This is a genomic window from Paenibacillus sp. FSL P4-0338, assembly GCF_038002365.1.
Lineage (GTDB): Bacteria > Bacillota > Bacilli > Paenibacillales > Paenibacillaceae > Paenibacillus_AQ.
Map to the genome: position 1 here is coordinate 4,405,418 of NZ_JBBOCG010000001.1, position 20,399 is coordinate 4,425,816.

Below are 20,399 nucleotides of genomic sequence, written 5' to 3' on the forward strand. Positions count from 1 at the left end.
GTTAGGCCTCCTTCAGGCAGTAGCCCACGCCCCGCACGGTATTAATGGTAATTCCACATGCATTGGGGATCAGTTTCTTACGTAAATAATAGATATAGATTTCCACGCTGCTCATCTCGACGTCAGTATCGAATCCCCAGACCCGCTCCAGGATTTGTTCTTTGGTCAGTACATGTCCTTGGTTACGGATAAGCAAATCCAACAGTTGTGCCTCTTTTTGTGTGAATTTTATAGTAGTAGAATCACAGATAGCTTCACCCAGCAACGGATCAAAAGTTAGTGCGGCAATCTTGACCTTATTGTCTGTAAAAGCAGCTTCAGAGCGCCTACCGAGCGCCCGTACTCTGGCTACGAACTCATCCACGGAGAATGGCTTGATCAGATAATCATCGGCCCCTGCATTCAGTCCCTCTACCCTGGACTCCACGGCATCTTTAGCCGTCACGATAATCACAGGAGTCTTAATTTGGATGGAGCGCAGATATTTCAAAATATCTACTCCCTCCTTGCCAGGAAGCATCCGATCCAAAACAATTACATCATACCCTCCCATCTCAGCCATACCTTGACCTATAATTCCGTCATTCGCTACATCCACCGTAATATTATTCTTATTCAAAATATACACTAAGGCTTCGGAAAGTCTCTGCTCATCTTCCACTAATAAAATCCTCACGGAATCAGCTCCATTTCGATTCCTCAATTTAGAAAAAAAGTTTATATTTATAAAATATACCCTACTTTCCTTTGAATTTCATTAGAATTCTCAGAAATTATCTAAGAACAGCCGCCCGTACTGAAAATCTTGAAACTTGTCATACTATATAACGTAAATTTGGACCATACAGACTAAAGAATAACATACGGGAGAGGAGCTTGTACCTGATGGAGTATTACCGCCGCAATATATCAGAAACCCTGGAAGAAGTCGGCAGTTCCGCAAGCGGGCTTACGTCTGCTGAAGTAGATAACCGGCTGGCCAAGGAAGGCTACAATGAGTTGAAGGGCAAAGCGAAGGACCCGCTCTGGAAGCTGTTTCTGGAGAATTTCAAAGATCCTATGGTCATTGTGCTGCTCATCGCGGCTACAGTTCAGATCGTAATGGGACATATTATGGAATCCGTCATCATCTTCGTGGTGCTGATTCTGAATGCTGTAATCAGTGTGGTGCAGACCCGGAAGGCGGAGAGCTCACTGGACGCCCTGCGCAAAATGTCCGCACCCGAAGCCAAGGTCATGCGGGACGGGGCCTTACTGTCGATTCCGGCCAGGGAGCTGGTCCGGGGCGACATCGTCTTCCTGGAGGCTGGCGATTATGTGCCTGCGGATGGACGGATTATTGAATCCGGGAGTCTGCGGATTGACGAGGGCATGTTGACCGGCGAATCTGAAGCCGTGGATAAGCATACCGACCCTATCCCTCAGGAGGCTCCGCTGGGCGACCGGCGCAACATGGCCTTCAGCGGCTCACTGGTCGTCTATGGCCGGGGAACACTGGTGATTACAGGAACGGCACTCGGCACCGAGCTCGGGAAGATTGCCGGGCTAATCGAGAGTGCTGAAGCCAAGCAGACGCCCCTGCAGCGCAAGCTGGAGAGCTTCGGCAAAAAGCTGGGAATCGCTGTCCTGTTGCTGTCTGTGCTGATCTTCGCCATTCAGGCCGCACGCGTCTGGCTCTCGAATGACACGGTGGACACCACCGAAGCCATCCTGAATGCCCTGATGTTCGCTGTAGCAGTAGCCGTCGCCGCTATCCCCGAAGCGTTGTCTTCTATCGTAACCATTGTGCTCTCCGTGGGCACGAACAAGATGGCCCGTCAGCATGCTATTATCCGTAAGCTGCCTGCAGTAGAGGCACTGGGATCAACGAGTGTCATCTGTACGGACAAGACCGGAACACTAACCCAGAATAAGATGACGGTTGTCGATTATTTCCTCCCTGGAGGGCCGGAAGAGCAGTTCAAGCTGAAGGCCGATGACTGGTCGGAAGAAGCCCGCAAGCTGCTGCACATCGCCGTACTCTGTAACGATTCCAATATTAATGAAGAAGGCAAGGAGCTGGGCGACCCGACCGAGGTAGCACTGATTGCCTTCAGCAACAACAAGGACAGGGATTACCGCGAGATCCGCGATAATTTCCCGCGCGAGGCCGAGCTGCCGTTCGATTCGGAACGCAAGCTAATGACCACGCTGCATACGTTCGAAGGACAGAAGGCGCTCCTTACCAAAGGCGGCCCGGATGTTCTGTTCAGCAGATGTTCCCATGTCCTGCTGGAGGGCCAGGAGGTTCCGCTGTCAGAGGAGGTCCTGGAATGCTTCAATGAAGCCAACGAACAGTTCTCCAGCAGAGCACTGCGCGTGCTTGCTTACGCCTATAAGAATGTACCGGACACGGTGACAGAGGTGGGCCTTGAAGATGAACAGGACCTGGTTCTGGTCGGCCTGTCGGCGATGATTGACCCGCCGCGCGAAGCCGTATATGGCTCTATTGCCGAGTCGAACAAAGCAGGTATCCGCACGATTATGATCACCGGGGACCATAAGACCACCGCCCAGGCGATCGGCCGCGACATTGGACTGATGGCGGAGGACGAAATCGCCGTCACTGGCCAGGAGCTGGACGCGATGTCCGAAGAGGAGCTGGACAGCAGGCTGGAGCAGATCGGCGTCTATGCCCGCGTCTCCCCGGAGAACAAGATCCGGATCGTCCGGGCCTGGCAGCGCAAGGGTAAAATCACCGCCATGACTGGTGACGGTGTCAATGATGCCCCTGCACTGAAGCAAGCCGATATCGGGGTTGCGATGGGCAGCGGAACCGATGTCGCTAAGGATTCGGCAGCTATGATCCTCACCGATGATAACTTCGTATCGATTGTAAATGCAGTGGCCGTTGGCCGGACAGTGTTCGATAACATTAAGAAGGCGATCGCCTATCTGTTCGCGGGCAATCTGGGTGCGATTATCGCCATCCTGTTCGCCCTGATCTTCGACTGGATCAATCCGTTCACGGCCATTCAGCTGTTGTTCATTAACCTGGCGAATGACTCCCTCCCGGCGATTGCGCTAGGCATGGAAAAGGCCGAGCCGGATGTAATGAGCCGCAAGCCGCGGGACATCAGCGAAGGCATCTTTGCAGGCGGGATGATGCAGGCAGTGATTACCCGTGGTCTGCTAATCGGGATTGCCGTGATTATCTCCCAGTATATCGGGCTGCAGCATTCAGATGAAATGGGAATTGCGATGGCCTTCACCACACTCATTCTGGCGCGCACCCTGCAGACCTTCGCAGCCCGCTCCAACAGCCAGACTTCTGTGGAAGCCGGATTCTTCAGCAACAAATATGTAATCGGCGCGGTCATGATCTGCTTCGCCTTCTATGGCATTGCGGTCCTGCCTGGTGTCCGTGAGATCTTCTCAATCCCTGCCACGTTCGGAATGAACCACTGGCTGACCGCCACCGGACTCGCCCTAGGCGCAGTCATTGTGATGGAGCTGGCGAAGCTGATCCGCCGCCTCCGGCCTGCGAAGCAGGCCGGATAGTGAAGCAAGTGGTCACGCACCCGCCACAGACAGCCTGTACCGCATCTCGATTGCGGTGCAGGCTATTTTGAGATAACATCCGTCCTTGAACAGTGATAGAATGGCGAAAGTAACATCATCTCAACAGCAGGAGGCACACAGATTGAATATCAAAGAAACGCTCCAATTCATCCAAACCAATAACTATCAGGCACCCCCGGACGCTTTCCCACTGGCGCAAGACATGCTGCTTCATATCGGTTCTATAGATGCTGAACTGCGGGATGATCTCATCTACACCACCTTCTCTCACTGGATTCCAGGCGATGTGCTGTCCGTACCTGAACTGGAACAGCTCCTCCTCACCACGCTGGATACGGACCATCTGCATTATAAGCTTGGGGAACAGGGTACAGATTCCGTGTTCACCCGCTCCTTCTCCATGCTCATTGTACCGCTGCTGCTCATCAGACATAGAGCCTCTCCCTTCCTCTCACAGGAGCAGATTCATGAGGTCAAGAAGAAGGTGTTGTACAGCATACAAGAAGAGCGGGATTACCGCGGGTACGATGAAGATAAGGGCTGGGCTCATGCCATCGCGCACGGGGCGGATGCTCTGGACGATCTGGCGCAGTGTTCGGAGCTGGAGCATAAGGATCTCATGGACATCCTACATTTAATTCACAGCAAGATGACCATAACGGATCGGGTATATTCGGATGGCGAGGACGAGCGAATGGTAAGAGCTGTAATCAGCGTCCTGAATAGACGACTCCTAAGTAAGGATGATGTGGAGCGGTGGATTCAATATTTTTATGAGGCCAAAGTGAGTGCAAGTACAGATTTCCTTCCCGCCTTCCGGCAGAAGAACAACATCAAGAACTTCCTCAAGAGCTTGTACTTCCAAGTCAAATTCTACCAGACGGATGCCGCCCTCTGCCCGGTGATCGAGCAAACCTTGTACCAAGTGGATAGCGTGTATTATGGCTGACTGATCCTTCAGCGCGTGATGCTACTCGGAGCCTGACACTTCACTGACCAGTTCCTCAATTTCACTTATGAAGTCATGAAGACTGGATTTCCGGTCACAGAAGTTGAACTCTTCCTGATGCTGCTCAATATAAAATTTGGATAATCCCGGTTTGGAGATCACTTCACGGAATCCTCGTTGCAGCGCTTCACAATCAATGCCGGGATACGCGCTGTCCAGCTCCACAATCTCTGCACGGGCTCTCTGTTTCTTGTCCGCTAATATTAGTAGAACTGCTTCTCCCGAATAGATCTGGTGGACCCATAGCGTCCGCAAGGCCTTCAGAGCAATTGTGGTCCCTCCAGTTAGCCGGATTAGCTCCTCCTGAATTTGAGCGATCTGTTCCTTGTTCCAATTCCTGAATACCTCTTGAATATATGGAATTAACGGATCACCGACCTCTCTCAAAAAAGGAGCAATCCGGCGAGATCCCGGCCAATTCATGTCCTGAATCCACTCCAGCAGTCCCGGCAGGATAGGCTTCACCCGCGGATAGCCCAGCTTAACAATAACCTCCGCCGCTCCGCCCCAATACTCTTTGCCTAACGGCTGCAACAATAGATGAAGCTCCGCATCCTGGATGTCCTGAAGCTTCTGAATAGCCTCCGCTTGTTCGCCTTCAGATGTATCCCAGTCTAGCTTTTGAATGAGTGCTTGAATGTCTTCCACGTGCTATCCCCCTACTTTGCAATCTTCGATTCTTCCTGCCACTCTCCATCCTTATAGATGAAATGGAGGGGATTCCCTTCCCGGTCCCGTGCAACAATCTCAACCGCAGGCCCGTCGCCGCTCTCCTCCATCACCTCAAATGAAGCCTCATCCCCGGCAGGGGGCATCCGGTATACATACTCCAGCCCGTCTTTTCCCGTATTGCTGCGGACAACGTCCCCCTTCACGGCATAGATCAGGTTAGCATCCAACCGGATGCCACCGCCCGGTACAGCCAACACCCCAAGCACCCTGCGCTGGGAGTCGATGACGTCAAACCCCATTTTCCAAAAATCCGTAAGTCTATGAACCTGATTATCCCTAAGCGGATACACTTGTACTGCGGCCTGTGGAGTTAGCGTGAACTTACGCGGAAGCCCTTGCTCCAGCTGCATCAGCATGGCGAGCTTAAGACCGAGGTACAGGACAAGAAGCACGACACAGGCTGCATTGAGCACCCGTCTCTTGCCCAAAGACACCGGAAATACAAAACTCATAACCCCCACCAACATAGGCACCCATACCGTAGGATCACCGAGATAGATCAAGGGCAGGGTATAAGCTTCGCTGGACAGCGGATAGACCAAATGGACCCCATGTCCCAAATAATCCACCAGAATATGCCCCAGCACACTCCCAGCAAAACATAGGTACAAGTGGATATACGAATATTTTTTCAGCAGCAGCCTGAACAGGAACACAATTGGAACCATAACCAGCCCCATGACTATAATGGAATGCGACCAAGGAGATACATATCTGTTCCCCAACAGATCCGGCACAATTCCCAAGAACGAGGTCAGTCCGAGCAGAACAATCTTTTCCCTGAAAGAAATCTCATAGCGCATGAGCACCATCGATACAATGAAACTGCCCGTAAGCAGATGTGTAGCAATGTGCATAGCCAATATCATAGACACCTGTAATCCCCCCGCTTTGTTGGTTAAGCTTCACTACTCAGAGCCTGACAAGTTATTAACAAATGGAGCGGGGAAAAGGTTCACTCGTCTTCATGCACCAAGTTTGGCACAATCACTTCACCCTTAACAGGCATAGATCCGCCCTCGGCATTATCAAAATACAACGGCAGCCCCTCCGCCATAATAGGCATCCACATGCGTGTAGGATCTTGGCGCTGATGGTGGATATGCAGATGGGGCTCAGAGGTGGAGCCGCTGTTCCCAACGTGTCCGAGCAGGTCACCTGTCTGCACCTTGTCGCCTACAGTAACGGTAACGCTATACTGCTTCAGATGATTGAGCAAGAGATATGTCCCTGTAGCCGGAACCTTCAGATAGACATAATTACCCTCCATTGATAGAATATCCTCCGAACCGGGCGGTATATCAGCCTCTTCATCATAAGCAGCGATAACCACTGCGTCCAGCGGTGCATAGACCTCCTGATTCCAGATGCCGTAATCTTCAGGATTACGGCTCCCCGTGTTGTAGGGTTCCATCACCAGATCATAAGCCCAGCGTTCGGAGGGCCAAACGGCATGTGGCGCATTATCCTCTACGGCATCTCCACCCCAGCCGACAACACTCACTGACTGAAGCGGCAGCTGAATTGTAAGCCCCGGCTTAGTGGCTGCAATAGCTGTTGGATAGGCAAGCGGAATGATATTCATGGTCAAAAGAAAGTGGCTAATCAGTACAGCTGATATTCCTATGTTCAGCAACAGTCCCTTTGGACGTACACACCTCACAAGCTTAGCCGCCAGCCCAATCAAATTAACGACAGCCCATATCCCTCCCACAGCAGGAACTGCAAATTTCAGTGCCAGCCAGGCATAAACGCCGACCATCCCATGAATCCACAATGCGCTGGCCCAACACCCAAGCGTCAACAATATGAACAGCAACGATAGAACATTTGATTTTCTCATAACAGATTCAGCTCAGCTCCCGGAATGAACATATGTATGAAGTCTCATTAATTAGACGACATCTGTAACGGGATAAACTGCAAACCTATAGAGAATATTATAAACCAAACAGCGGTACCCTGGCCCCTTAAGACCGGCTACCGCTGCTTATTCAACACACTATTGTTTACTTACGGCGGGCAACCATCATAATCTCTATGCTGCCGAGCTGTAAGGGCTGGTTCCCGAATTGTCCTGGGCTACAACCATATGCGGCCTCTACTACGAACCCTTCACTGACCAGCAGCATCTGCAATTCACGGAAGGTAAATGCGGTAGTGTAAATCAACACTTCTTTGGATTCGCCCTCGGGGCTGTGGATCTCTTCTTTATCGATTACGGTGCAGGAATACGGGTCAAATAAAGATTCATCCTGTATATTCCGGGCTAAGTTAAGTACATTAATTGCCGTAAGCACGAATACGGAACCCGGCTTCAGCGCCCGCTGCACCCCTCTAAGGACCTTCCGGTGATTCTCTTCACTGCCTGCCAGTCCAAAAGCTCCTTCATAGAGACAGATCGCACCATCGAATTCCCTATCAAACATTAACTCGCGGGCATCCGCCACCAGAAATGTTGCCGGCAGCTTGTCCCTCGCAGCTTCCCGATTCGCGTGCCTGATAAATTCCGCAGAAATATCCACGCCTACTGTTCTGATTCCGCGCCGGGCCAATTCCAGACTATGCCGCCCCGGACCACAGCCAATATCCAGAGTGCGAGTACCCCGCCGCAGATTCATTAACTCCATTAAAAAGTCTGCTTCCTGCATTGTTCCCTGGGCGAAACCGTATTTCAAATACTGCTCCCGCATGAAATCTCCGATGGCTTCATAATAATCCCCACTATACTCAAAGGCTGCTTGCTTATTCTTCAAAAGCTATCCCTCCGTATCTGTTGTGCTTACACGGAAGTGTATTGGCGTGACAGCTTAACCCCTTCCGTGTCCCGAATGACAACGTTCAGCCTGTCAGCGCTTCTATTCATAAGTTCACTCGCTTTCCTTATTATGTAACTTCAAGGGTATAGAATTGGAGCCGGGGAGTCAAAAGAAAGAACCGTTATACTCATTCTGTACGGTTAGCTTAACGAAGCCGCCGGACCTGCGTCTCCTCCGAATCATCCAGCGTAATCTCACAGACGTCCGTCCTAATCATTAGCGGATGCGGATAAGCTTTCTCCTGGTCAGACATGAACCATATCCGGCCTTGCCTCACTGCAATAATTAACCCATGCTCGTCACCCAGAGCGGCGAACTGGCTATTGTAATCCTGCCAAGGAACGAGCCCCAGTGATCCACAGCAACGCTTCATCTATCTGGTTCTCAGGGATGTTGAACGCAAAATGATATTTCGGCTGTCTGCCTGGGTCAGACTCAGTAAAGGTTAGAGTAGACGCCCCTGCTTGTACACTAAAGGAGGCTGAAAGTTTCTGGACTACCGCCAGCCCAAGAGTATTCTCATAAAAGTCTTTCATTTCTTTCAAGGAATGCGTTTGCATCTCTACTTCTCTTATCATTTAGGATCACCTCTGTTTGTGGCATAACAGCCATATCTTTGCTTCCATGGTATCCATGCAGAGAATTGAAGTCAAACCCGCATCTGCAACTTCTGCGCAGCATCCGCGTCCATAACAATATGGAAAATCTATCTATTCTCTGAAAACAAAAGGATAATTGAAGACAACAGGAGGTTTATGTATGCGCTATATGGCAGCAATTGTGCTGGCTGCGGCTCTGCTCTCAGGATGTCAGGGAGCAGACAAGGCCGCTGTTAATGGCTCTTCCTCAGCTCCATCGACCGCTTCCCCAACCACCGGATTACCTACGGCTGTGTCAGCCACACCTTCCGCTTCAGCACCTTCGAGCGAGGAAGAGCCACTGCTCTACATTGAGCAATTGCGAATTATCGGCGGAGGCGGACAACTGATTCAGGTGAAGTCGAACACCGATATCAATAAACAATCATTGGAGCAAGCGCTGAAGAAAAGTCTACAGACCAGTACTCCCGAGGCAGAGTTCCGTTACACGCTGGAATGGGAGTCCCCGCGCTTTGTGCAAATCCGCCTGCATCTGGATGAGAGCAGCGCCTGGTCCGGGACGTTCACCCTGGATGAAGCCGTCACCGCAGATGGGCGCAAGTATGCCAGTACCGAGCAGCCGTACCGCAACACGGTTGTGGTTAGAGCCCAGGCTGGTCAAGGCAGCCTGCTGTTCCAGGGCATCACCTCCGGTACCCGGCGCGTAGTACCTGCCTGGAACACGGGCTGGATCAAGTCGATTCAAACTGCTGAATCCTCCGCTCCCTCCTATCTGTTCTACGGACAGGAGAAGCATCATTTGGTGCAAGCCCTGAAGGGCGAGGCGCTGGAGATTCCGGCTTTTCCGCAGGAGAAGGATGCCTTCGGCAATGACTACGGATACCATGAGATGTATTCTGACCGCTTCTACGGGGACTTCACTTATATGATCTCAGGCAATAAGACGCTGTATCTCGTAGACTTGAAGGCCTTCACCCGTACGAAGCTTCATGTGTTCAACAAGCCGGTCTACGGAATGTCCTCCTCACCTGACGGTAAGCGTATCGCTGTATTAACCGCACATGACGAGTTCATTGGCCCCGGGGCAGACTTGACGGTGCTGGATCAGAAGGGGAAAATACTGCATTCCAAGGAGAACGCTGCCTTCATCTCCCACAGTGACGGCTTCCTGTTCGTTTATTCGCTGACCTGGGAGGATGATTCGCATCTGATTCTTCCCACAGACAGAGGTGAGAAGAACCCTCTCGGCCAAATCCGATACAATACCGGAAGCGGAACGTCCACGGTTATGCAGGATAAGCGCATCACGGACCAGTTGAAGCAGGATCTCACAGAGCATGAGCAGCAGCCGCACAATGACTTACTGCTCTCTGAACTCCGCTGGTCACCTGACAACAGATTCGCAGCCTTCAAATCCGGCACAGGAACCATCCAGGTCTACGACACCCAGGAGCGGACCTTCACGTTCGTATCCGCAGGCACCCTCCTGGACTGGATGCCGGATGGAACGCTGGCCTGGGCGGATGCCGGGGATCATGTGTATACGTTTTGAGTGAACGTGACAGACATGGAGAAGAGCTGCAAGGGAAATATGGCAGAACCGGGAATAATGGCGGGCACATGTCCAGCAGTTGATTCCCAAGTTGGAAGCATAGAATTCATGAAATCCTGAACTACTCTATATCTGATCAGCAAGAAGCCTGTAATCCCGGTATGGGGTGCAGGCTTTTTACAATCCCTTTTCTAAATGATAAGGCACAGTAGTGGCAATTATACTAGGGCGTGTCTGAAAACTAATCATATTGAAGCTACTTCAACAGAATCATCGCGGAAGCGAGAAAGGCAAAGCTTAAAAAGTTTCGAGAAAGCTTGTCATAGCGTGTTGCGATTCCGCGGAATTGTTTGAGTTTGTTGAAAAAACATTCCACTACATGGCGTTCTTTATAATGGTAAAAATCACATGTCCAAGGATTTGCGGCATTGGATTTGGGCGGGATACAGTATGTTGCGTTTTGGGATTCAATGTACGTTCGAATCTCTACCGTTCCGTAGGCTTTATCGGCTAAAATAGCGGTTCCGGACAAGCTTACCCCTGACAGGACTTCGACCGCTGCCGTACAATCATGGATGTTTCCAGGCGTTAAAAATAGGCGAATCGGATTCCCTAGCGCGTCGACTACAGCGTGGATTTTGGTATTGCGTCCCCCTCGGGAAAGTCCGATTTCTTGGTTGGTTGCGGCATTTTCAGCCCTTTTTTAGCCCCCGCTGCGTGCTGGTGAACTTTACAAGAGGTGCTGTCTAGAGAAACATCCTGCAAGTCTGCATCGCTGGCGAGCGCTTCAAATATCTTTTGAAAAAGATCGTCATTGCTCCATAAACGAAACCGGGAATACACGGTTTTCCAAGAACCAAAACGTTCTGGCAGATCACGCCAAGGTGCCCCTGTTTTGACTTTCCAAAGCATGGCATTAAGCATCACCCGATTGGGTTTTGAGGGTCTGCCTTCACCCTTGTTTTCAGGTGGCAACAGTTCTTTGACCCTTTCCCAGTCCGGGTCTTTGATTTCGTGGCGTCTTAGCATCTTTTACAAGCTCCTCGTAATTGCGTCCTTGTAAAATTATGCTACGGTTATGCGTTGGAAGCAATATCTAGTTTTAAGACACGCCCTAAAGAAAAATAATTTCAGCAGAAAAAAAGAAATCTGAATCGCAACAACGAGCCTTGCTTCTTTATATTCCATCTCCTCTCTTCCATCTGAAACTGGTCTGTTATAAATTTTTTTTGTAATGAAGTGAGAATATTGAATGGTTTGTTGCATCTTAGAAGTAGAACAGCAGGAAAGGAGGATTACAAATGAACGACAGGGAACAGGAGCTTAGCATAATCCACGATGTTTTAAGAGGAAATAAGGCATCCTACACTTTCCTGGTAGACAAATATAAAAACAAGATTTATGGCCTGCTTTTAAAAATGGGAGCCTCTACTGAAGATGCAAAAGATATGACACAGGAAACCTTTATAACAGCTTATCGGAAGCTGGGAAGTCATCGCACAGACCGAAGTTTTGCAGGATGGATATACACAATTTCGATTCATATATTCCAGAATAGATACAGAGGAAAGAAGCACCAGGTTCATCTAGAAATCACCAACGATCTCTTAAGCTCACTACCTAATCCGGAAAGCGAAGCTATACACCAGGAAAACAGAAAAGAACTCTCCGCTCTTGTTAACAAGCTTCCAAGCAAATACAGATTAATGATATTACTGAGATATACAAATGACCTGACCTATGAAGAGATGGAGCAAATTACAGGGTACAGTATTAATCAAATCAGAAACGGATTGCATCGGGCTAAAAAAAGACTTCATAAATTACTCACAAAGGAAGGAGTGGACTTAAATGAAATGTTGGAGCATTGTGGAGATGGAAGAGTCTCTCATTAGTGGGCGACTGGATGAGTTGGAGAAGCATATTGAAAACTGCCCGGAGTGTTTGGCTCGTTACAATCAGCTCCTGCAAGAACAATCTGAATTCTCTGATGCCCTATTCCCGGATGCATTGCCTTCTTCATTCACAAACAAAATCATGGAAGAAATACAAGAAACCACAATAGATCCTGTCGGAGAGCCAGTGCAAATGAATCTCCCGTCTGGAGAGTCTGCTCACCGGACAAATAGAACCATACAACGATGGACGGTTGCTGCTGCGACGATTCTCATATTGTGTGGATCCTTAATATTTGCAAGTCCATCTATAGCGGAATTCGTTCGTTCCATGTTTTCATCTGACGCCTCGTTAGACCCTGGACTACTACAATCCAGAGAATTAGGTCTGATTCAAGATCCAGGAATAAATGTTAGTAGTCACGGGTACAGAATTCAGATAAATGAAGTTTCAGCAGATGCGGTCAGACTCACCATAGCGTTGAAGATCACTGACCGTTTTGGACAACCCATTAAAGACGGATTCGATCCAGAGAAACTTATCGTTAAAGATGAGCAAGGAAATGAAGTCGGCCTAGGGAGTGGGATTACAGGATATGTTGGTGGTGTATATGTTTATAAATACACTTATAAAGGGGAGCTTACTTCATCAACGATTATTGTAGAGAGTCTTATTGATAAGATCAAGGAAACCAAAGGAAACTGGAAATTTTCTTTTTCTGTGGATTTGACTAGAGCAGCTTCTCTGACTACTGTAGATGAGTTGGACGAGCGCTATGTTACCCCAGAAGGCCTGACGATTCAAATGAATAGACTTACCCATACCCCGAGTGGAGTCAAATTGGAACTTACAACATCACTAAGCCAACAAATAAGAAATAAAGTTCCGGCTGATATGGAAGAAAAGCAGAAACTGATGTTCCACTTTGAAGATGAACAAGGAAAAATAATATCACTAGTTAATGGACTAGGCTCTTTTGATATGTTAGTGGGAGTTACATCAAAGCGTACTGAAACAGGGGTTCATTGGGCTTATACCTTTATTGATTTGCCTTATGATACACAACACATAAAAATGGTATTTGATGGATATTCCATGCCCGAGAAAAGCGAGGATTCCTTAGTCATTTATCCATCAAAGCTGAGCAAAGAAAATGCCGTATTTAATAATTCTGGTGATACAGTAAGGTTTAAATCCTTTAAAATCACTCAGGACCCTGATCAACAAGCGGCAATAGCGGCTGGAGTTATTGAGAATCAAGAACCAATATCGGCGGGAGTTTTCGAAATTAAGGGTACCTATATAAATACGGGCAATCCTGATATTGATCAATGGCAAGCCATTGATGATAAAGGCAATAATTATCCTGTAGAGTTTCGAGGGAGAACAAGTCTTGAACAGAAAGAACAAGATGGAATTTTTATCGTTAAAGGGTTAAACAGTATACCAATGAGACTAACTTTAATTCGAAGTATTGTCGATCGGTATTATTCAGATATTCAATGGTCTTTTGACCTTCCAAGAGGCAAACTAATCCCCGGATTGAAAAACAACGAAATCAATTAATTTACAGTAGTGAGAAAACCACATTTTGGCGCTTGTATTGATTTATTTCATCATCGGCTTGTAATTCGGATGCCCCGGAACAGGGCTATAGGAGGAGGATAACAGCCTGCCGCTCAGACCCTCGAAATCGAACTCCTGAGTCATTTCAAACAGGCTTTTATGCATCGTGTTCTCTTTGAAAAAAGAGACAAGCGTCGCCTCAGAAATGTTTTTATGATTTACTTGTTCATAGTCGGTTCCGTAGGTGTGAAGCAGTTGATCGTACTCTTCACGAAATGAAGTACCGTGTGTAAGGCGGGAATTCCATATGAGTATGACTTTCCCGCCAGGCTGTAGTATTCTGCGGAACTCCGTTTGCGCGGCTACCCGGTCAAACCAGTGAAATGCCTGAGCACAGACAATAAACTCAACCGACCGATCCGGTAACCCGGTAGCTTCCGCAGAGCCTGACCTACTCTGAAAGTTCGGATTGCTGTAGAGCCTTTGCTCTGCGGCTACACGCATGGCCTGATTAGGCTCGACCGCGAATACATCGCTGCCGCGTTCCAGAAGAAGCTTGGACAGGCTCCCTGTGCCTGAACCGATATCTGCTATTTTACTGTTCGGGCGCAGACCAATATTGTTGTACAAATAATCGATAGCTTCTTGTGGATAGCTTGGGCGGTACTTCAAATAGGAATCGACACGATTAGTAAACCTTTCCCCACTGTCCATCACTGTTCACTCTCCTATTTTGTTTTCTTCGGAAAACCGTATACGAATAGTATCACACCAATTAACGTAAGGATGGGCACAAAGATGTTATCGAAGAAGCCGGCGATATGGATTTTAGGCTGGGCATCGAACATTTGCGCTTGGTATAACGCATTAATTTCATGACTGCGGGCGATTAACGCCCCTACACGTTCGATCGTGTAGATTAACCCGGCAGCAATCAGAAAGGCCGCCCCTAGTTTTCGGTATAAGTTGTTGCCCATGGAATATTATTGCCTCCTCTACTCTTGGTGGATTGATTTAGTTACGGTTTCACCACTCCGGCTGGTAGCTCGGAAGCCGGCGGCCAGACAATGGTTCCGCTGCGGTTCATATACCCTCCGATTTCCTCGCGTGTCTCTGGAACGAGCAGGGTGATTTCCGCCAACTCGCCGTTAAACGAATCAGCCCAATAGAGTTGCGGCTTGACCACGAAGCGGCCGGAGGTATTAATATAGCCGTACCGCTGCCCCGTACTGGCTGGAACCAGACCGCCCTTAAACAAGCCTCCGGCCGTATATCCCTGGATGACTTTGGCGCCCTTCTTATTAATATAGAAGGTGACTCCATTACGTTCAACGAATGCCAGTCCTTCCGAGAACGGCTGCGCCATGCTGAATTGTGGCTTGATAAGGTAATTGCCTGTTTTGTCAATGTAGCCGTATTTGCCGTTCACATACACAACTGCTACTCCGTCGGAGAACGGTGTAGCATAATCATACCGGGGCGTTATGCGAAGCTTGCCGGTGGTGTCAATATAGCCGTATTTTCCGCCAACGGCAAGCGCAACGGCTGCCATGCCATCAGAGAAATCAGACGTTAAGCTATACCGGTACGGAACGATAAGCTCGCCCTTCGTGTTAATGTACCCTGAGGCTTTGCCCATATTGACCCGAGCCAGTCCTTCGGAGAAATTAAATGCCCGGACGTAGATTGGCTGTATAGCCACCTTGCCTTGACTGTCGATATACCCGTACCGGGTCGCCGCGGCCCCGCCAGCCGGTTGAACCTTCGCTGTATACAGCGCGCGGTCATTATACAGAATGCCGGCATCTCTCAGCTTATATTCGAACAGCTTTTTGCCGGCCGAGCTGAAATAATATTGCTTCTTAGCCGCATGGTCCTCGACGTATACTGTCCCTCCGGGCATTCCTGAATACCCGTATCCGTCGTATACCGCTTCGATAACCACCTTACCTTTGCCGTTGATGAAGCCGTTTTTCCCGTTCACTTCAACCGGATATAATTGATCGGCTGTCTTGGCCTGCACAGTACCCGCACCGGCAGCCTGGGCCTTGTCCTGCGATGGGCCCGCTGCACTTGCACTGAACACCATCGTCGTCATTAGTAGGGTTAAAGCCAGCTTTTTAAACACCTGTGGTTCACTCTCCTCAGAGGCTATTTTCCATTCTTTATGTATAGACGGCGATTGTACCGGTTTTGTTGTGCAATATTTGGAAGAAAAAAATAGGGCTGCCCCAAGCGGCCTCTCATGGCTACCAGGACAACCCTTTGCAATTACATTCAGCGAACCTCGCCTCTGGAAGCAATCAGCTTCTGATACCAGTAAAAGCTCATCTTGCGGATGCGGCGCAGCTCCTTCAGGTCGAACTCTTCGCGGTCTACATAGATGAAGCCGTACCGTTTGCTTGCGCCCTGATGCGTGCTGACCAGATCGATGGCAGACCAAGGACAGAAGCCGAACACCTCTACCCCGTCGGTAAGTGCAAGCTGAATTTGCTCGATGTGCTTGCGGAAGAATTCAATGCGGTACGCATCATTTACGGTTCCGTCTTCCTCCAGCTTGTCGAATGCGCCCAGCCCGTTCTCTGTAACAATCAACGGCAGGTGGTAACGGGAATAAATCTGGCGGAGTGTTGTTCTGAAGCCGACTGGATCGATCTCCCAGCCAAACTCCGTAGTTTGCAGGTTAGGGTTCACCGATCCCCGGTACGCTCCCGGCTCGCCGACAATTTCGTGCTGATCGCCTGTGTGGGAGAAGTCGTTGCCGTCATTTTTACTCTCGCCTACGGTCTGGGAAGTATAGTAATTGAAGGCAATGAAGTCCGGGTGGCCTTGCCGGAGGATATCCATATCCCCTTCCTCGATCTTCGGCTCATAGCCCTTCTCCACCAAATAACTCCAGGCAATATGGTTGTACCGTCCGTAGACCGCCATATCCAAATAGAGCCAATTGCGGATCGCTGCATAGTTATCTGCGGCCAGCATATCCTCTGGCTTAGAGCTTGCCGGATAGATGACACCGATGTTGGGGGCCGGACCAATCTTCGCATCGGGCAGCATCTGATGGCATAGCACCATAGCCTTCGCCTGCGCAACGAGCATATGGTGGTTCTGCTGGTAGAGCTCTTTTTGCGGGTCGGTCATGTTCTCATTCAGGGTTCCAATTGATCCCGGATGCAGAATCAGCATATTCTGTTCGTTGATCGTCAGCCACCACTTCACGCGGTCCCCGTAATGCTCGAAGAGCGTCTTGGCATATTGTTCAAAAGCATCGATCGTCGCCCGGCTGGACCACCCTCCCCGCTCTTCCAGCCCGTAAGGCAGGTCGAAATGGTACATGGTAACGATAGGCTCAATACCGTATTTAAGCAGCTCATCAATTAAATTGCTGTAGAATTCAAGCCCCTTCGGATTAACGGCTCCGTCTCCTTGCGGGTAGATCCGGCTCCAGGCGATAGAGAAGCGGTACGCTTTGAAGCCCATTTCCGCCATCAGGGCAACATCCTCTTTGTACATATGGTAGTGGTCACTGGCGACCTTGAAGTCCGTTACCCCTTCCACATGGTTGGCCAGATCAATGACGGAAGGCCCTTTGCCGTCCTCATCCCAGGCACCCTCCAGCTGATAAGCCGAAGTGGAGCCCCCCCACAAGAAATTCTCTGGAAAAGCGTGAAGTTGTTTGTGCAGCATACCTTATTCCTCCTCAGTCTTGTATTAATCCACCAATGTCAAAAGCACTTCGTTCTGCTCAATCTGCTGCTGGTCTGTCTCAAAAACTACAACCTCTTTGGCCGTTAAAGTGACGATAACCGGCGTAATGGTCTGATACCCGGCTGCCCGGATCTGCTCCAGATCGAAGCGGATTAGCAGATCGCCCTGGCTCACGCGGTCGCCTTCCTTGACCACTGGTGTGAAGTACTTTCCTTTTAACCCGACCGTATTTATGCCAATATGAATCAGCAGCTCTGTTCCAGCGGCGGACGTAATGCCAATCGCATGGCCTGTCGGGAAAATAGAAGTCACCGTCCCGTCCACAGGAGCGACCGCTTCTCCAATTACAGGTTCAATCGCCAGTCCTCTACCCATAGCCCCGGTTGAGAATGCATCGTCCGGCACTGCACTAAGCGGGAAGGCTGCGCCGGTCAGCGGGCTGAAGATCAGTTCCTTTTTCAAGTCTACAACTGGTGTTACTGGCTTGTCTGGCTGAATCTGTTCAGGTGCGGCTGCCGGAGCGGATGCTTCAATTTTACCCTTACCCTCATAGCCGAACATCCAGGTCAGCAGCAGCCCGGTCCCCATGGAGACGATCATCGAGACAATAAAGATCGACATCGGCTGTTCCACCGGAATCGAAAAAATATTATGGAACACATACGCCGTATACAGCACACCGAAATGTCCGTTAATAGCGCCGCCGAGTGCCCCGGCAATAATAACGATTGGAATCACTCGCTTGTAGCGGAGAATCAGGCCGTACACAATCGGCTCACTGACCCCGGCCAGCAGTCCGGTAATCCCGGAAGAGGCGGCGATACTCCGCAGGTTCCGGTCTTTCTTGGCCCGCAGGAAGATCCCGAAGGCTACACCGATCTGGGCGAATACCGCTGCTGAAGCCATGGCTTCAATCGGGTCACCGCCGTTCGCTATATTTTGCAGCGTGATGGGAGTGAAGCCCCAGTGGAGTCCGAACACCACCATGAAGGTCATCCCCCCGCCAAGCACGATCCCCGACAGGATGCCGCTTACGCCAATCAGCCAGGTCACGCCGGAAGCGATCCAGTCGCCGACACTCGTACCGAATGGACCGAAGGCAATCACCGACAGCGGAACCATAATCATCAGCGAGAGCATCGGCACCATGAAGATCTGCAGGTCCTTGTGGATAATCTTCTTCAGCAGCTTATCCAGCAAGGCGTAGATGCTAATCGCAATGAAGATCGGGAAGACACTGGAAGCGTAACTGACCATCACCACCGGAATTCCCAGGAAGGAATGTCCGCCATCCCCCTCCAGCATCGCCGTAAAGTTCGGTTCCATCAGCGCCGCCCCTATTGCTCCTGCTACGTAAGGGTTCGCTTTTAACTTGATGCCCAGGGTAATTCCCAGGAAGATCGGCAGGAAGTAGAACACGGCATTACCGGCCGCAGACAGAATCTTGTAGGCATCGCCTGAATCGGACATCCAGCCCGCCAGCGTAAGCACCGTCAACAGCGCCTTCAGCATCCCCGATCCGGCCATTACAGGAATGAGCGGCGAGAAGCTTCCGGAGATAACCTCGAACACCTTCGATACCGCCGAGGTTTTCTGCCCGGATTCCTTCGCATCTGTGGAGGTGCTGGACAAGAAGCTGGTGCTTTTGACAATTTCGGCATATACATTCGCTACGTTGCTTCCCACGACAACCTGGAATTGCCCCCCGCTCTCCACCACGGTAATGACGCCTTCATGCTTCTCCAGCTCCTCCCGCTGGGCCTTCTTGTTATCCTTGAGGCTGAATCTCAGCCGGGTGGCACAATGGACAAGATCGTTAATATTCTGCTCCCCGCCTACGAGACGGATGATGTCTTCCGACATTTTTCGGTTATCCATGCTGATTCTCCTTTGCTATACTGCCAAAAATGAGCATAAAAAAAACCTAAACGAAAGTTGTGAGATCACACCGGTGTGATCCACATCTCGTTTAGGTATCGCCTGCTTCAGCAGTAACAATCCTTAGATTTAAGTTGTGACTCCAATATAGCGGATTAGGTAATCGTTTGCAAGCCTTTTCCGGCTTCCTTTTTAATCCAACGGGTTCATATCTCTTGAAGTGACCCGCTGAATATGAATCGTCAGATAGACCTTCTCGTCAATGGACATAGCATTCCCGTACGTCTCTTCCAAGTAATGATTGATCTTATTCGTACATGCAAAAGCCTGCGGAAATTTCACCTTAATCTGATCGTACAGGAAGTTGTCGCCCGATGCGGACCGCTCCTGTTCCCCGCTGATCATACGCTGGAGGAAATACTGGAGATGAGTGAGGAACCGGGAATAATTGAACGAATTCTCATTGAGCTTCACCTGATATTCTTCCGCCAGAATGCCGAAGATATCACTCATCGCCTTGGTCACCTCGACCGTCCGTTGCATCTCCTGGCCATCCTGCCGGGCGTTCACGAAATGCATCGCAATGAAGCTCGCCTCATCCTGATCCATCTCGATGTCAAAGTGCTTGCGGATCAGACTCAGCGCGTGTACGCCAATAGCGAACTCCTTGGGGTAGAACCGCTTGATCTGCCAGAACAGGGCGTTCTTCAGATTCATCGACTTCCGGTAGCGGGCAATCGCAAAATGAATATGGTCAATTAACGTGATATAGATATTGTCGTTGAAGATGTCGCCCATCTCCGCCTTGGCGTGGGCTATAATCTCATCGGCCAGCGAGAAATATTCAGCAGACGTCTCCCCGATCAGGTCAATCAATTTGCGCGGAACCTTCTCGGGCTTGAGCATGAAGGTCTTCTCGATCCGTTCCTCTTCAACCCGCTGCCCCGCCTTCTTTTTATAGCCTAATCCGTTCCCAATGACAACGTATTCATGACCGACCTGGTCTTCAGCCCGAATGACATTGTTATTGAAAATCTGCCGGATAATCATGGTGCTTCACCTCTTCTGTATGACTCCCT

19 protein-coding genes are annotated in these 20,399 nt (G+C 49.8%); 5 read left to right on the forward strand and 14 right to left on the reverse strand.

Going from position 1 to position 20,399, the window contains the following annotated elements; all coding sequences use genetic code 11:
- Position 1: 1 nt before the first annotated feature.
- A complete protein-coding gene (locus tag MKZ07_RS19175; RefSeq protein ID WP_036694870.1) occupies positions 2-676 on the reverse strand; it encodes a response regulator transcription factor in 675 nt (224 codons plus the stop codon).
- A gap of 209 nt (positions 677-885) precedes the next feature.
- On the opposite strand from MKZ07_RS19175, the gene MKZ07_RS19180 reads away from it, so the two are divergent.
- Positions 886-3,540 carry a cation-translocating P-type ATPase gene (locus tag MKZ07_RS19180; RefSeq protein ID WP_036694869.1) on the forward strand — a complete coding sequence of 885 codons (2,655 nt, stop codon included), beginning with the start codon at positions 886-888 and terminating at the stop codon, positions 3,538-3,540.
- Between the two features lie 142 nt (positions 3,541-3,682).
- Positions 3,683-4,510 (forward strand): DUF2785 domain-containing protein, encoded by an 828-nt coding sequence (locus MKZ07_RS19185; RefSeq protein WP_036694868.1) that lies wholly within the window; start codon positions 3,683-3,685, stop codon positions 4,508-4,510.
- 21 nt (positions 4,511-4,531) lie between these two features.
- On the opposite strand, the gene MKZ07_RS19190 is transcribed toward MKZ07_RS19185, so the two are convergent.
- The 6 genes from MKZ07_RS19190 to MKZ07_RS33630 form a co-directional block, all read right to left on the reverse strand.
- Positions 4,532-5,218 (reverse strand): DUF5071 domain-containing protein, encoded by a 687-nt coding sequence (locus MKZ07_RS19190; RefSeq protein ID WP_036694867.1) that lies wholly within the window; start codon positions 5,216-5,218, stop codon positions 4,532-4,534.
- Positions 5,219-5,229: 11 nt separating this feature from the next.
- A complete protein-coding gene (locus tag MKZ07_RS19195) occupies positions 5,230-6,171 on the reverse strand; it encodes a metal-dependent hydrolase (protein WP_341028049.1) in 942 nt (313 codons plus the stop codon).
- Between the two features lie 86 nt (positions 6,172-6,257).
- Positions 6,258-7,145, reverse strand: coding sequence for a M23 family metallopeptidase (locus MKZ07_RS19200; protein WP_036694865.1), 888 nt, complete (start codon positions 7,143-7,145; stop codon positions 6,258-6,260).
- Between the two features lie 166 nt (positions 7,146-7,311).
- Positions 7,312-8,058, reverse strand: a complete 747-nt coding sequence (locus MKZ07_RS19205) for an SAM-dependent methyltransferase (RefSeq protein ID WP_036694864.1) — start codon at positions 8,056-8,058, stop codon at positions 7,312-7,314.
- A 208-nt stretch (positions 8,059-8,266) separates the two neighbouring features.
- Entirely contained in the window at positions 8,267-8,494 is a 228-nt protein-coding gene (locus MKZ07_RS19210) for a hypothetical protein (RefSeq protein ID WP_162174459.1), read from the reverse strand.
- Positions 8,442-8,699, reverse strand: coding sequence for a VOC family protein (locus tag MKZ07_RS33630; protein ID WP_036694863.1), 258 nt, complete (start codon positions 8,697-8,699; stop codon positions 8,442-8,444). Before MKZ07_RS33630 ends, MKZ07_RS19210 begins: the two co-directional genes overlap by 53 nt.
- A 181-nt stretch (positions 8,700-8,880) precedes the next feature.
- Here MKZ07_RS33630 and MKZ07_RS19215 point away from each other — a divergent pair, with 181 nt between their 5' ends.
- Positions 8,881-10,272: a hypothetical protein gene (locus tag MKZ07_RS19215; RefSeq protein ID WP_341027174.1), complete on the forward strand. Its 1,392-nt coding sequence runs from the start codon at positions 8,881-8,883 to the stop codon at positions 10,270-10,272.
- 256 nt (positions 10,273-10,528) lie between these two features.
- On the opposite strand, the gene MKZ07_RS19220 is transcribed toward MKZ07_RS19215, so the two are convergent.
- Positions 10,529-11,301 (reverse strand): IS5 family transposase gene (locus MKZ07_RS19220; protein WP_341027176.1). Its coding sequence is split into 2 segments (ribosomal slippage): positions 10,529-10,971 and positions 10,971-11,301, totalling 774 coding nucleotides; the frame shifts between segments, so codons are not numbered across the junction.
- A 272-nt stretch (positions 11,302-11,573) separates the two neighbouring features.
- On the opposite strand from MKZ07_RS19220, the gene MKZ07_RS19225 reads away from it, so the two are divergent.
- Entirely contained in the window at positions 11,574-12,167 is a 594-nt protein-coding gene (locus MKZ07_RS19225; RefSeq protein ID WP_036694860.1) for an RNA polymerase sigma factor, read from the forward strand.
- The gene (locus MKZ07_RS19230; protein ID WP_084648914.1) at positions 12,124-13,734 is read left to right on the forward strand and encodes a DUF4179 domain-containing protein; all 1,611 of its coding nucleotides are present in this window, start codon (positions 12,124-12,126) and stop codon (positions 13,732-13,734) included. The genes MKZ07_RS19225 and MKZ07_RS19230 overlap by 44 nt, the downstream gene beginning before the upstream one ends.
- A gap of 42 nt (positions 13,735-13,776) precedes the next feature.
- Here the strand turns inward: MKZ07_RS19230 and MKZ07_RS19235 are convergent, their stop codons facing one another.
- From MKZ07_RS19235 to licT, 6 genes are all read right to left on the reverse strand, one after another.
- Entirely contained in the window at positions 13,777-14,448 is a 672-nt protein-coding gene (locus tag MKZ07_RS19235; RefSeq protein WP_036694931.1) for a class I SAM-dependent methyltransferase, read from the reverse strand.
- Between the two features lie 14 nt (positions 14,449-14,462).
- Positions 14,463-14,711, reverse strand: coding sequence for a hypothetical protein (locus tag MKZ07_RS19240; RefSeq protein WP_036694858.1), 249 nt, complete (start codon positions 14,709-14,711; stop codon positions 14,463-14,465).
- A gap of 41 nt (positions 14,712-14,752) precedes the next feature.
- Positions 14,753-15,862 carry a WG repeat-containing protein gene (locus MKZ07_RS19245; protein ID WP_036694857.1) on the reverse strand — a complete coding sequence of 370 codons (1,110 nt, stop codon included), beginning with the start codon at positions 15,860-15,862 and terminating at the stop codon, positions 14,753-14,755.
- A gap of 149 nt (positions 15,863-16,011) precedes the next feature.
- Positions 16,012-17,421, reverse strand: coding sequence for a glycoside hydrolase family 1 protein (locus MKZ07_RS19250; protein ID WP_036694856.1), 1,410 nt, complete (start codon positions 17,419-17,421; stop codon positions 16,012-16,014).
- A 24-nt stretch (positions 17,422-17,445) separates the two neighbouring features.
- Positions 17,446-19,320: a beta-glucoside-specific PTS transporter subunit IIABC gene (locus tag MKZ07_RS19255; RefSeq protein WP_036694855.1), complete on the reverse strand. Its 1,875-nt coding sequence runs from the start codon at positions 19,318-19,320 to the stop codon at positions 17,446-17,448.
- A gap of 192 nt (positions 19,321-19,512) precedes the next feature.
- A complete protein-coding gene (gene licT / locus MKZ07_RS19260; RefSeq protein WP_036694854.1) occupies positions 19,513-20,370 on the reverse strand; it encodes a BglG family transcription antiterminator LicT in 858 nt (285 codons plus the stop codon).
- Positions 20,371-20,399 lie beyond the last annotated feature (29 nt).

Excerpts from the sequence above, each read along its gene's own strand:
- MKZ07_RS19235 (WP_036694931.1), bottom strand. The coding sequence starts at position 14,448 with ATGGACAGTGGGGAAAGGTTTACTAATCGTGTCGATTCCTATTTGAAG.
- MKZ07_RS19225 (WP_036694860.1), top strand. The coding sequence starts at position 11,574 with ATGAACGACAGGGAACAGGAGCTTAGCATAATCCACGATGTTTTAAGA.
- MKZ07_RS19215 (WP_341027174.1), top strand. The coding sequence starts at position 8,881 with ATGCGCTATATGGCAGCAATTGTGCTGGCTGCGGCTCTGCTCTCAGGA.
- MKZ07_RS19250 (WP_036694856.1), bottom strand. The coding sequence starts at position 17,421 with ATGCTGCACAAACAACTTCACGCTTTTCCAGAGAATTTCTTGTGGGGG.
- MKZ07_RS19200 (WP_036694865.1), bottom strand. The coding sequence starts at position 7,145 with ATGAGAAAATCAAATGTTCTATCGTTGCTGTTCATATTGTTGACGCTT.
- licT (WP_036694854.1), bottom strand. The coding sequence starts at position 20,370 with ATGATTATCCGGCAGATTTTCAATAACAATGTCATTCGGGCTGAAGAC.
- MKZ07_RS19230 (WP_084648914.1), top strand. The coding sequence starts at position 12,124 with ATGAAATGTTGGAGCATTGTGGAGATGGAAGAGTCTCTCATTAGTGGG.
- MKZ07_RS19180 (WP_036694869.1), top strand. The coding sequence starts at position 886 with ATGGAGTATTACCGCCGCAATATATCAGAAACCCTGGAAGAAGTCGGC.
- MKZ07_RS19240 (WP_036694858.1), bottom strand. The coding sequence starts at position 14,711 with ATGGGCAACAACTTATACCGAAAACTAGGGGCGGCCTTTCTGATTGCT.
- MKZ07_RS19255 (WP_036694855.1), bottom strand. The coding sequence starts at position 19,320 with ATGGATAACCGAAAAATGTCGGAAGACATCATCCGTCTCGTAGGCGGG.
- MKZ07_RS19195 (WP_341028049.1), bottom strand. The coding sequence starts at position 6,171 with ATGATATTGGCTATGCACATTGCTACACATCTGCTTACGGGCAGTTTC.
- MKZ07_RS19210 (WP_162174459.1), bottom strand. The coding sequence starts at position 8,494 with ATGAAGCGTTGCTGTGGATCACTGGGGCTCGTTCCTTGGCAGGATTAC.
- MKZ07_RS33630 (WP_036694863.1), bottom strand. The coding sequence starts at position 8,699 with ATGATAAGAGAAGTAGAGATGCAAACGCATTCCTTGAAAGAAATGAAA.